This window comes from Enterococcus sp. DIV0840 (genome assembly GCF_050527835.1).
Classification (GTDB): Bacteria; Bacillota; Bacilli; order Lactobacillales; family Enterococcaceae; genus Enterococcus_L; species Enterococcus_L ureasiticus.
In genome coordinates this window covers 588,029-602,777 of the sequence record NZ_CP172876.1, presented here as the reverse complement: position 1 = coordinate 602,777, position 14,749 = coordinate 588,029, and the positions used below count along the sequence as shown (strand labels likewise).

1 protein-coding gene and 1 pseudogene are annotated in these 14,749 nt (G+C 36.4%); both read right to left on the bottom strand.

All coding sequences use genetic code 11. The features are described 5' to 3' along the window. Positions 1–7 precede the first annotated feature (7 nt). The gene (locus tag IGL98_RS02920) at positions 8–7,129 is read right to left on the bottom strand and encodes a non-ribosomal peptide synthetase (protein WP_206911852.1); all 7,122 of its coding nucleotides are present in this window, start codon (positions 7,127–7,129) and stop codon (positions 8–10) included. Continuing rightward, a pseudogene (locus tag IGL98_RS02915) lies at positions 7,122–14,749 on the bottom strand (non-ribosomal peptide synthetase); the annotation flags it as partial. The pseudogene IGL98_RS02915 and the gene IGL98_RS02920, both read right to left, overlap by 8 nt.

The following is a 14,749-nucleotide window of genomic DNA, read 5'->3' as shown; positions in this document are numbered from 1 at the left end:
AGGCGCACTAGGTCACTTCATTGTTGATTGTTCGTGTGATCACACAAGCATCTCTAACGGCAGGAATTTGGCTTAGTTGATTTTCGATTTCCCCTAATTCAATTCTAAATCCACGAATTTTTACTTGCTCATCGATTCTTCCTACATATTGAAGTTCACCATCTTCCTGCCATTTCACTAAATCACCTGTCCGATACATCCGTTCTGTCGGGTTAAATGGATTTTGAACAAATTTTTCTGCGGTTGTCTCAGGATTGTTTAAATACTCCAATGCCAAGTTATCGCCGCTGATACACAACTCACCTACCATCCCAATTCCACATAATTTCTCTTGCTGGAAGACAAATAGCTTAGAATTGGCAACTGCACTACCAATCGGAACAGATTTATAGAGTTGATTTTCCATTTGATAAGCCGTTGCACAGACCGTAACTTCGGTTGGTCCATATAAATTGTAAAGAGGTGTTTCACCTATAGTCATTACTTGATAAAACTTCTCAACTAAAGCCGTCGTCACAGCTTCCCCACCAAATGCGACCTTGCTTAATTGATTGAGTTCATTTTGACGTCCATTTTCTTGTGCAAATTCCACTAACATTTTGAAAATAGACGGCACTGTGATCAAGATTTTTTGATTTAGCTTTTTCAAGAAACAATCTGGATCATTTTTAATTTCATCTGAAATAATTTCAAGTGTTCCACCAGCCAGACAGATAGCAAATAGTTCGAGGAGTGAGCCATCAAAAATAAATGAAAATTGCTGCAAGACTGTCTGTTCTGAATCAAGATCAAAATAATTTTTTTGCCAATAAACAAAATTCATCAAAGAAGCATGTCCGACAACCACACCTTTAGGCTTACCAGTTGTTCCAGAAGTATAGATCACATAGGCCTTGTCTTCTGCTTTAAGCTCAGGTAAATCCGTTTGAACTAATTCATCCGCTTGTAAATCTGCGACTGTATAATCGATCACAGTAGCTTCCATCAACGTCCCTAAATCCACTTGACCATTCAATACAAATTCAATCCCACTATCTTTTAAAATATAAGCGATTCTTTCTTCCGGTAAGGTTGGCGATAACGGAATATACGCAGATCCGGCTTTCATGATTCCATAAATTCCCACAAGCATTTCGATTGTTCGGTCACAATATAACCCGATAAATTCTGTTTCCCCGACACCCAAAGCAAGTAGACGTTTTGCTAGAATTGTTGATTTTTCTTCTAATTGAGCATACGTTAACTGCTCCTGTTCAAAAACAACTGCTACTTTATTTGGTTGTTTTTGAGCTTGTGCTTTTAAAACCGCTAGTATCGTTGGATAGCGATTATTTTCTTGTGTTTCTGGATTAAATGCATTTATTACCAGCTGTTGTTCTTCCGTATTTACTAAAGAAAAGTCGCTGCATGTCAATGATTGATCTTCTGCTAATTCTTTTAAACCACAAATGATCCGAGATAAAATAAGATCCGCTTCGACCGTTGTATATAAGCGCTCATCAAACATCAATTTGAAACTCAGCTCATCTGAGGAACTTACACTTAGAGAAATCGGATAGCTGGTTTGTTCACGATAATCTTCCATTTCCCCTAGCAAAGCAAGTGATTCATCGGCTTCTTGCACAGCATAATTTTCAAATACGATCAGTGTGTGAATCAGATCTTTTCCGAGTAGGCTTCTATTTTGAATTTCAGATAATGAACAATACGTATGTTCCTCACTTTCAATCGATTGATTTTGAATTTCTTGCACTAGAGTTACAAACGACTCTTTTTGTTCGTTTTTAACTCTAACTGGTATCGCATTGATAAACAGCCCGACTGCATGTTCGATCCCTCTCAAGGGCAAGTTTCTACCGGAAACCATTTTCCCAAAAACAACATCATTTGTATGGTTGTACCTTTGTAAAACAAGACCCCAAATAGCTTCTACGACCGTATTCATCGTGACCTTGTTTTCCTTAGCAAAGGCTTGGATCACTTGTGTCTCTTCTTTTGAAATGGATTCAAAGATGGTTTTAACTTCGGCTTTTTGATCATTCTTAGGATACATTCCGGTAAAACTAGCTTGTGTTTCATATTCTTCCAACAGATTTTCCCAATAAGTCAAACTTGCTTCTTTGTCTAAATCTGCAACGATTCTTGCATAGTCTTCATAAAGTGTATCTGTTTCTATTTGAGCAAAAACAGCTGATTCTCCATCATTTTCTAGCATAGTGTAAATCTTCATCCAGTCATTTAAAACAATCGATAAACACCAACCGTCCATAATAATATGATGACAGGTAAAAATAAGCCGTTGACCTTCGGGCATTTCTATAAGTGAAACTCTGAATAATGCATCTTTTTCTAAATCGAATCCTCTTTTTACGTCCACAATTTTGTATTGAGCTAGCTGTCCGTTAGCATCGGCTGCTTTTGAAAAATCGTGCCTGGTGCTTTCTAATGTGCGCTCAGAAAAAATCACTTGTCTAGGTTCTTTGATTTCTTTGTATAGGATATTTGTTTTTAACGCAGGATGTTTTTCAGCAAGATGTTTCAAGCTTTTCTCTAACAGCTTTTGATCCATTTGCTTATTTACTTCATAAGAACATTGGATCACATAACTCGTCGAAGCTTCGTCTAATAGTTTATGATAGAGCAATCCTTCTTGCATCGAAGTCAATGGAATGATCCTTTGAATTTCTCCGGTTATAAGATCAGCAGCTTTTCGCTCAGCTAAATCAAATTCATCTTGTTCCCATGAAAGCTCACCCAAATCAGATGCTGTTTTTTGCGGTTCATTGACCGTTGTGCAATAGTCAATGATCGCTGACAATTCTTTTTGGTAACGGCTGCTTATAGCAAGTATTTCTTCAGTTGTAAGAATCGGCGTCGCATAGACTAAATCCGTAATCAATCGATCATTTTGAATATAGCAATTTACCGATAATGGACTACCTATCGTATTTTCTTTCGCACTATCATTTATATTTGCGATCGTACTGATTGTAAACTGCTGTGATTCTTCTTTAGAATCGCCTAGTTCTCCGAGAAAATTAAATACTACATCTGTTTTTTTAGTTGTGATCGTATCTGCGTACAATGCTAATAATCCATAACTCATTCCTTTATTTGGAATTTTTCTAATAGATTCTTTCACCTTTTTAATCATTTCAGGCAGCGTTTCTTCTAGCGTGACTCTTAATGGGTACATTGAAGTGAACCAGCCAATCGTTCGATCTACTGAGCCAAGTGATTCAAATAATTCACGTCCATGTCCTTCCAAAGTAAAGGAAATGCTCGTTTTATCAAAGGTATTTCCTAACGCCTTCGCTAAAGCTGTTAACAATAAATCACTGATTTCCGTGAAAAATGCCTGATTAGCCTCAAAACGCAATTGCTTGGTTTCTTCTTTCCCTAATTCAAAGGTAAACGTGTGACTTTGGGTTGTTGGAATTGTTTGATCAAATAACGTTGTATTTTCTATTTTCTGATTGATCTCTTGCCAATAGGCTTCGTCTTTTCTGATTTCGTAGCGTTCGGTCAATTCTTTCAAGCCTTCGCTCCACGCTTTGTAAGAAATCGTTTTTTGAGGAAGCTGAACCGTTTGTCCATTAATCAAAGTTTCATAACTACGATTTAAATCTTCAATAAAAATTTGCCACGAAACAGCATCTACGATCAAGTGATGCATTTGAATCCAAAGATAAGATGTGCGTTTAGAATGAAAGACTAACACTCTAACCAACGGCGACTGATCAAAGCGAAACATTGACTGAAATGGCGCACCAATAGTTTGAATTGCTTGAGTTATGTCTATATCCTCTTCATCTAAGTAGAAAGAATGAAACTCAAAATTCGCTTCTTTTTCCCACTCAAAAATTGTTTGTTCACTTTGATCGACGCGCATTCTTAGCATATCATGATGGTTGGTAAGTTCATCTAAGGCTTTTTTCAAAAGTATCTTGTCAATTGATGTGTTTGTTTCTAAAATCAATGACTGATTAAAATGTTCTGGCTTATTTAAATAGCTTGAAAAAAAGAATTGCTGCACCGGACTATAAGGTACTGGGCCTGTTACCATTTCTTGATCCATTTTCTGTGAGATAACATTCGTTTTTTGTGTGATTTCCTTGATCGTTCTAGCTTGCATGATCTCTTTTACCGTTAGTTGATAGCCGATTTCCCTTGCTTTTGAAACGATACGAATCGCTTTGATCGAATCTCCGCCCAGTTCATAAAAACTATCTAAAAGATTGACTTGCTCTAACTGTAAAATTTCTTTGAATACAAATGCGACCTGCTCTTCTTTTTCAGTTGTTGGTTCCAAAAAGATATTTCCTTTAGATATATTGGGCATAGGAAGTTGCTTTTCATCTAGTTTACCGTTGGCCGTAATCGGTAATTTGTCTAAGAAACTAAAATAAGTTGGGACCATGTAGTCTGGCAGTTTTCGTTTTAAATATACGTTTAGCTCCTTCTCTGTAACTGAAGGGTCTGCTACCACATAGGCACAAAGATGATCTGTTCCGTTTTGCTTTTTAATCGTTACAGCGGCTGCCATTACAGCGGGTATTTGTAAAAGTGTTTGACTGATTTCAGATAGCTCTACACGAAACCCACGGATTTTGACTTGGTTATCGATTCTGCCAAGATAATCGATTGAACCATCTTCTCTAAACTTGCCTAAGTCACCTGTTTTGTATATAGTTTGTCCATCTAATGACACGAATTGTTTAGCCGTTAGATCGGGCTGATTTAAATAGCCCCTAGCAACACCTGAACCACCGATGCATAATTCTCCTGGAATCCCAACACCGCAGTAGATCTGGTCATTCATAACATAAACTTGAACCTGTTGAATTGGACTGCCAATCAAGGTATCTTGGCTATCTAACTGATCAGGATATCGATAATACGTAGCACAGACTGTACCTTCTGTCGGGCCATATAAATTACGAATGATCGATAGTTTTTTTCCAGTACTCTCAACAAATTGATTGAGCAAATGATTCGTCACCTTTTCAGCGCCCACATAGACAGCTTCAATTGACTCAAACGCTTTTTCCCGTTTATTTTCTTTCGTATAAGTCAATAATGCCTCTAGAAATGTTGGGACCAACAAGAAGTGAGTCACATGATTCTTTTCAAGCACATCTAATAACTTACCAAAATCATCATGCTCTTTGGGGGCTAACATCTGAAGTGATGCGCCAGAAAGTAATGCTAAGAATATTTCCCAAACAGACGCATCAAAAGTATAGATGGCTTTTTGTAAAATAGTACTATTTTCTGTGACATTGCCTTCATTTTTTTGCCATTCTATTAAATTCATCAAAGAGTGATTTTCAATCATCACGCCTTTGGGGTTGCCTGTACTGCCAGAAGTATAAATAATATAAGCAAGATCAGTTCCTTCGATCGACTCTCGCACAACAGATTCTTTTTGATTATTTTCCGCCTGAAAAATCGTAGCCGTACAAATGAGTTCTTCGGAAATAAGTGCTTCTGTTTTTGCTGAGCAAAGAACCGCTTTTGCTTGGCTATCTTTTATCATGTAATTGATTCGCTCAGTCGGTGTTGTTGGTGCAATAGGTAGATAGGCCGCTCCTGTCTTTAAAATCCCTAAAATACCAATAACCAACTCCAAAGATTGCTCAACAATCAATGCAACAACGCCGTTTTTCCCCACATTTTTCTGACTTAGTTGTAGTGCTACAGCGTTGGCTCGTTCATTCAATTGTCTGTATGTTACTTTTTCTTGTAGGTAATTAACGGCCACTTGATTGGGATTTTTTAATACTTGTTCTTCAAAACGTTGAATCGGAGAAACAAACGCTTCTTGATTCAGTCGTTCATTCGGTTGATTGAACTCTTCTTTTATTTGTGTGATCTGCGCTTGGTTCAAATACTGAAGCTCAGAAACTGCCCCATCTGGAGTTGTGAGTAAATTATCCAGCAACACTTCAAAATATTCGGCCAATCGTTGAATCGTCTCCTCTTTAAAAAGACTTGAATTGTATTCCCAATTGATCGTATAATCAGCAGCATGTTCAATCAATGTGACTGTTAGATCAAACTTTGCTACCTCTAATTGAACTTGTTCTACTTTAGCAAGTTGTCCACCTAAATAAATCGTCTCATCATACCCTACTTCATAAGAAAACATCACATCAAAAATAGAATTTTTCGGCGCTAGTTCTACAATTTTTTCATAAGGATAATCTTGGTTTTCAAAAACATCTAAGCTCTTATTTTTTACATCCTCTAAAATTTCATTAAAACTCTTTTGTGAATCAATTGTCCCTATGATCGGTAAAGTATTAACAAACATCCCAATCATCTCTTGTGCTGAAGGATGATTTCTACCTTCAGCAACTGTCCCAATTACAACACGTTCTTGACGATTTAACTTGGTTAGAAAAATCATCAAAGCCGTTAAATAGACCATAAAACTAGTTGTTTGTTTTTGTTTGTTAAGCTCTTTAATTTTTCTTTTGATTGAGCCATTGATTTTCATTTCTACATGATTTCCTTCAAAATATTGGCTATCCTGTGTTTTAAAATCGACAGGCAACGCTGTTTCCGGAATCAGTTCACTAAATTCTTCTTGCCAAAATTCTTCTTGCTCCTCTAAATCCAAACTATTTTGCCAAGCTGAAAAATCTTTATAGTGTAGCTCTACAGGTTCTAAATCTTTGTCATCATAAAGTGCGCTGAATTCTTTTAGTAAAATGCCCGTGGATACACCGTCTGAGATGATATGGTGTACATCCATAATCAATAACGTGAGGCCTTCTTGATCTTTGCCTACCCCCATTCTCATCAAAGGCGCCTGACTTAAGTCAAACGGTCGGACAAATTTATCAACCATTTCTTCCGAGGTCTGTCCTTCAAGAATCTCGATCTGAACGGTCTTTGCTGGATGGATTTGTTGCACAAATTTATCCTTTTCAATCGAAAAACTAGTCCGAAATGCTTCATGCCGCGCGCATAATTGATTAAACGCTCGGTTCAAACGAGCCTCATCTAGTACATTTTCAACCTTCAAAATAATCGGCATATTATACGTGACACTTGATTCTTGCGTTTGTTCAAGCGTATAAATCCTTTTTTGGTTTGAACTCATTAAATACTTTTTACTCATCTAAACACTCCTCAGCAGCTTTTAGTAACGGTTTGAAGACTTTTTTATTTTTTGTCTTAATGATTTTAGCGATATTTTCCACATCTTGTTCTTTCATGATATCTTTTAGCGATACCCGCACAACAAACTCTTTTTCGATGCGTCGAGACAATTCAACCGCCTTGATTGAGTGGCCGCCAAGTTCAAAGAAACTATCCGTTACACCAACATTTTCAATATTCAGTACATCTTTAAACAGTGGTAATAATTTCACTTCATCTTTCGTTTTAGGTGGAACGATCGTCGTATTAAATTCCATCGGCATTTCTTGCAAGACTTTTTCATCTAATTTGCCATTATGATTTTTGGGCAGTTCATCGATTTGCTTGATAAAACTTGGGACCATATAATCTGGAAAAACTTCTTTTAATCCAGCTGAAATTGCGGAAATATTCAAGGTAGAATTACTGACTATATAAGCGCACAATCGTGGACTACCAAGATTTTCATTGACAATCACTGCCGCACTCAATATCCCTGATGATTTCAGAAGTTCTTTTTCGATTTCTTCGGTTTCAATTCTAAAACCACGAATTTTGACTTGTTTATCGATTCGCCCAAGATAATGAATCTGGCCGTTCTCATCTACTTTTCCAAGGTCACCCGTTCGATATAAATATTGCCCTGCATTGATTTCGCTTTGAATCAATTTTTCCTTCGTTAGACTTTCTGAACCTAGATATTCTTTGAATACACCGATTCCGCCGACACAAATTTCTCCCACGACATCGATTCCACATAATTTACCCTCATTCATAATATAAACTTGCGTATTTCGAACCGGTTGGCCAATCGTTACTCTTGTATTTAGATCCTCCACATTAACTTCATAAAATGTGGCACAAACAGTTGTTTCGGTTGGTCCATATAGATTTGTGATTTTGGTTAAATTCTTTTTATTTCCAGTAACTTCCACGTATTTTTCTAAAAGTTGTGTTGTCAAAGCTTCGGCACCTAAATAAATTTTTTCCAATCCCTCCAAGGCACAGGGAACATTTTCAACCTTCATGTAATCTAAAATAGAATCAAAAACAGTTGGAACCATCAATGTGTGGGTGACTTGTTGTTCTTGAATCACTTGCAGCAATTTTGCATAATCCTGATTTTCATCTTCTGTAAGTAATTGAAGCTTGACCCCAGATAATGTTGCTAGAAAAATTTCCCAAACAGAGGCATCAAAAGAACAAGTTGCTTTTTGTAAAACAACACTGTCACTGGTAATTTTGCTCTGCTCTTTTTGCCATTCGATCAAGTTGACCAAACTATTGTGTTTGATTTTGACTCCTTTGGGATGACCTGTACTTCCAGAAGTGTAAATAATATAGGCGCAATCCTCTGCTGCATTATCCAGTGGTGGGTTTTCCTCTATTCTTTCGTCTGATGATACTGCAATCGCTTTGACATTCAATCTATTTGACGATTCATTCGTTAGAATCACTTTTGTATGACTGTTTTCCAAAATGTAATCGATTCTCTTTAACGGAAGTGCAACACCGATTGGTAGATACGCCGCACCTGCCTTTAAAACACCATAGATCGCTGCTACAAATTCAATCGAACGAGTGAATAGTAGCCCTACTACATCATTTCTTTTGACCCCTGATACTTCTAATTTTTTAGCAATAGCATTGGCCATTTGATTTAATTCCGTATAAGTCACTTCATCATTTTCAATACTTACAGCAATTCGATCTGGGTATTTCTGCACGTTTTCTTCAAACCACGAAACAATCGTATCGTGTTGTAAAGGTATTTTTTCTTGGGTATTGAATGTATAGCAAAGTTGTTCTTTTTCTATTTCACTAATCATCGAAAGTTCGGCTAATATATTTTCTGGCTGTTCAAGTGCATTGGTAATCAGTGTAATAAAATGTTCGGACGTTTTTTTCAGTGTTTCTTCTTTAAATAATTCGACATTATAATCCCAATTGATTGAAATTTTTTCAGGATGCTCTTTGATCGTTAGCGTTAAATCAAATTTTGCCGTATTATTGGGCAGTTCATAATAACGCATTTTAGCATTGCCTAATAGGTAACATTCATCTGTTAAATTTTCATAAGAAAACATCACATCAAAAATTCGATTGCGCGTTTGACTGGATTTGATTGCTAATTTCTCTACTAATGTTTCAAATGGATAATCTTGATTGTTGAACATTTCAAAGAAATTAGATTGAACTTGTTTTACGTAATGAGTAAATTTTACGTCGGCTTCCACTTCTTGTTTTAAAGCGACCGTGTTCACAAACATTCCCAGCATTTGTTCTAGATCTGGATGATTTCGACCCGAAATAACCGTTCCTGTAATAATTTCTTCTTTTCTTGTATATCTTGAAAGCAATAAATTGAAGATCGCAGCATAAAAGATATAACTTGTTACGCCATTTTTCTTTCCAAATTCTTGAATTTTTATGTTTAAATGTTCTGGTAACTCTATAGAAAAACTTTTACCTGAAAAACTCGCTTCTGATCCTCTAATAAAATCAGTTGGAAACTCCGTATTTAATTCTGCTGGCGTTAATTTATCCAACCAGAATGTTTCTTTTTTTTTAAATCTAATTGATTTTTCCAAGAGCTGTAGTCTTTGTATTGAATAGAGGCTTCTTTTGTTTCCTCACCGTTATATAGCGCTGCTAACTCAGCAACAAATGCTGGGATTGATTCTCCATCAAAAATAGCATGATGAATATCGACAACAAAGGTATGCTCATTCGGCGAAATAGTGAATACATGAGCCCTGAGTAGCGGACCTTCTGTCAAATCAAATGGCTGAATAAAATCAAAAACAGCTTGATTTACTCTTGCTTTTTCAATTGCTGAAGTCGTAATTGGAATCATTACTTGCTCAGCAATTTTTTGAAAATAAGTTCCTTCTTTAAAGTCAAAAGTTGTTCTTAAAATTTCATGTTTTTCACTCAATTTCTGCAACGCATCTTTCAGTTGTCCAGCCGAGAATTCACCTTCAATCGTTAACACCACTGGAATATTGTAAGTCGTACTATTTGCCATTGTTTCTTCTACCAAAAGAATGCGGTTTTGAGCCGGACTTACAGCTAAGCTTGTGCCTTGCTCGATCGGCTGGTAAGCTTCTCCTTTTTGAAGAGCCAGTGCAATTTTTTCCACTGTCCGGCCTGTCATGATTTCTTCTAAAGATAATTTAATTCCTGTTTTGGCAGCTAACTGACTAGATAACTGCATTACTTTTAGCGAATGCCCGCCTAATGCAAAGAAATCATCATGCGCACTGACTTGTTGTCTGTCCAAAATTTCAGCAAAGGTTGTACTGACAAGTACTTCAGCTTCATTTCTAGGTGCTATAAACGTAATCGTCTCCGGAATCTCGGGTTTAGGCAAGGAAGCTTTATCGATTTTCCCATTTTTATTAAGCTTAAATTTGTCCACATTCATGATTACTTTTGGCACCATGTAGTGAGGCAATTTCACCATCAATTCATGGCGGATTGTTTCAAGGTCTACCCAATTTTCTAGTTGGACATAGGAACAAATATCTTTTTGTCCATTTTCTTCAAAAATAAGCGACATTGCGTTACTCACATATGGAAGTTGTTTAATGATTGTAGTGATCCCTTCCAATTCAATCCTAAATCCTCTGATTTTCACTTGATCATCTACACGACCAAGATAATCGATCGAACCATTTTCCAACCATCGAACAAGATCTCCTGTTTTGTATAAGCGCTGATTTGAAGCGGATATAATGAACTTCTCAGCTGTAATATCTTTGAGATTTAGATAGCCTGATGCTAACCCAGCTCCACCTAAATACAATTCTCCAGGAATTCCTATACCGCACAATTGCTCATTTTTCATAACATAAGCCGTTGTATTTGAGATTGGTTTTCCAATAGGCACAATCGTTTCAATTTCATAATCTAAGTCTTCGAATAAAGAGAAAGTCGTGTTTTCAGTTGGTCCATAGATATTGCAAATACTGACAGTTGGATTGTATTCTTTAAATCGTTTGATTGGTGCTGAAACGATTTTCTCTCCACCAACTAAAATTCGTTTTAATGAATGAAAGGCTTTAGGATGCATTTCAACAATATTTACAAATAAGGCCGTCGTCATAAATAAAGTATTTATTTTTTGAGCTACAATCACTTCTTCTAGTAATTCTGGGTCCAGTAAAACAGTAGAAGTCGTCATAAATAACTCTCCTCCGTTTAATAAAGCACCCCATATTTCAAATGTGCAGGCATCAAAAGTTAAGGAACCCGTTTGTAATATATGAATCTCTTTAAAATCGACATAATTCGTATTTTTAACCAAACGGAGAACATTTTTATGGGTGATCATAACCCCTTTTGGTACACCCGTTGTGCCAGAAGTATAGATAACATAAGCTAGATCCTCACCTAAAACAGAAGGTAATTCCTCACTTGTCTGACTTTCTTCAAATGCGTTATTCGTAATAACAATACAATTTTCTAAGGACTGACTATCTTTTAGCTGCTGATTAAAATCACACAAAATTTTGCATTTTGCATCATTGAGGATGAACTTGATTCTTTCTAGCGGGCTGTCACCATCGATTGGTAAATACGCAGCGCCAGCTTTCAAAATTCCTAAAAAGAGTACGACTGTTTCTACTTTTCGATCCGCAACTACAGCGACTATATCGCCTTTAACAATCCCGAGATTTCTCAATTTATAAGCCAAATTTGTTGAAAGTCGATCCAATTGCTCATAGGTTAAAATTTGCTCCTCAGAAGCTACTGCTACTTGTTTTTTGTAGCTTGGTAAAAGTTCATTGAATACCGCGGCAATCGAAGAATTATCAGGGTGATCCGTCGTTGTTTGATTAAAACCGATCTCAATCATTTCCTGTTCGTGCTCTGTCAGAAAGTCGATCGTTGAAATTGATTGTTTAGGTGCGTCCGTGACTGATTTCAGTAGTTGACAAAAATGAGTCAAAATATACTCTACGCCTTGTACTGAATAAAGGGATGGATCAAATAAAAGGTTTACGATAAAGTTTTCCCCATTTTGTATGGAAAGCGTTAGATCATAATTAGTTTCTTCTCTTATACTTTCTAGTAAAAACTTAGGTGCTTCTGAATCAACTAGTGCATCTTCTTCGTAGTTTTCAAAAGCGACAATTGTCTGAACTAATTTATTTCCCAGTTCATGTTCATTTTGAACTTCACTTAATGGATATAAATCATACGATCCACTCTGGTTTAATTGGGTTTGCATATTCGTTACGACCGTAGTAAAATCAGCGTCTTTTTCATTCTGTACTCTAACGGGTATCGTATTGATAAAAAGTCCGACCTTGTCTTCAATATTGGCAATTGGACTATTTCTGCCCGACACAACTTGGCCAAAAACAACATCTTCAGTATTTGTATAGCTTTGTAAAAGAAGCCCCCACGCTGACTCAAAAATAGTATTAACTGTAGTATTAAGCGATTTTGCCAACATACGGATTTTCTCACATGTTTGCTCATCTAATACTTGTTTGATTTGGTTTTGAGCTGATTCGACCGCTTCTACGGTTGTTGGTAAAACACTTGCAATGGTCGTGTAGTCTTCTAATAACGTATGCCAATATTCCTTGGCATCTCTCGTATTCATTTTAGCTAAATACCTTACATAATCAGCATGCGCATAATCTGGATTGATTGTTTGTTTGATTATTTCATACGATTGTCCAGTAATTAACTGTTGATAAAACGCACGAAGATCACTCAGTAAAATTGCATTACACCAGCCATCCAAAATAATGTGGTGGAAACTCATCAGCATCTTGTAGTCGTTTGTTGCTACTTTGATTAATTTGATGCGAAACAAAGGGTCCGCTTCAAGATCAAATCCTCTTTGAATATTCTCTTGTTCGATTTTTTTCATTGCACTATCTTTGTCTGGAACCTCTGTTAAATCAATTGTTTCAATAGCACAAACAGCCTGTTGACGAATAACTTGCCTTGGAATACTGACGTCTCTATAGATAATATTGGTTCTTAACGCACTATGTTTTTGCACTAATAAATCAAGTGCTTGCTTAAATTCCGCTACTTTGACAGCTCCTAATCCATAAATAGCCTGAACAATGTAGGCACTTGAGGAAACTTTTTCCTGTTCATGGAATAATAAGCCCTCTTGAAGTGGCGTTAGCGGATAGATTTTTTCGATTTGAGCTTCATACTCAGAAAACTGTGTCTCTACTTGTCTAAATTCTGCTTCATTCCACTCTATTTCACCATAATCTGAAGCAGTCTTTTCAATTGATTCTTTCTCCAAACAATGTTCTACAACCATTTCTAGCTCTTCTTCAAACAAAGCTTTAAGCTCTTTAATCATAGTTTGATTACATTGTGATTTATCATAAATAAAAACAAAGGACATGTTCCCGTTATTTAAAGAACCATCAATAGAAATCGGTGTGCCAAAATGATTATTCTCCGCAATTTGATAGCCATATTCTACTTCATTTATTTTAATCACATAGTCTGAAGATTCTTGTTCAAAATCACCTAGATAGTTAAAGGTTATTTCTGTCTGAACGCCTTCAAACTGTTCATCATAACAATTCAAAATACTATAACCTAATCCATGATTGGGAATACGACGTAAGTTTTCCTTCACTTTTTTTATATCTTGTTGTAGGGTATTCCCAATTCCAGTACAAATAACTGGATAAATCGTTGTAAACCAACCGATCGTTCGGTCGATATGAATGGATTTATGTATCGGCTCACGACCATGTCCTTCCATCCGAACACTGATTGTATCTGTTGCCGTCAATTTGTTAATTGTTCTGAATAAGGCTGTCACCAATAGATCATTGATCTCTGTATTATAGGCTTGATTGGAATATAAAATAAGATTTTCAGTCAATTTTTTAGGTAGCATGATTTCATCAAATCCAGTGCCTTGATCAGCTTGTGGTGCACATAGCGTGGTATTCGCCTGATGAGCTAGTTTGCTGACTTTATTCCAGTAAGGACGCTCTTTTTCTAGCATTTCAGATGTACTAAACTCTTCTAAGGTCTCACACCATCTAGAAAAGGATGCTGTTTTCATTGGCAATTCAATTGCTTTTTCTCCCAGACATTGCTTGTATACCGTATTGATATCTTCCACTAAATTCCGCCAAGAAATACCGTCTACCATTAAATGATGAACGATCAACACAATATAGTCCGTTTCCAAAGTATGAAATACGACTGCTTTTATCAATGGTCCTTCCGCTAAGCTTAATGTTGCTTGGATTTTGTTGCTTAGACTCTTCATTTTTTCAAAAATAAGACCCTTTTTCTCACCCATTAAATCAAATGAAATCAGCTCAAATAACTCTGGTCCATTTTGTTCTTTGATGATTTGTTTTTCATTTACATAAACAGCTCTTAACAAATCATGGTGGTTGCAGACAGCTTGTAATGCTTGCTTCAAATAATCAATATTTAGGTTCTTACACTCTAATAAAAAGGTCTGATTGAAATGCTCCAATGCTGGAAGTTTGCTGTCGAAGAAGTATTTCTGAATGGGGGATAACGGACTTTCACCAACAACGATTTGCTCGTTTTGCTCTATTGAATCTGGTTCGATCAATAGCAT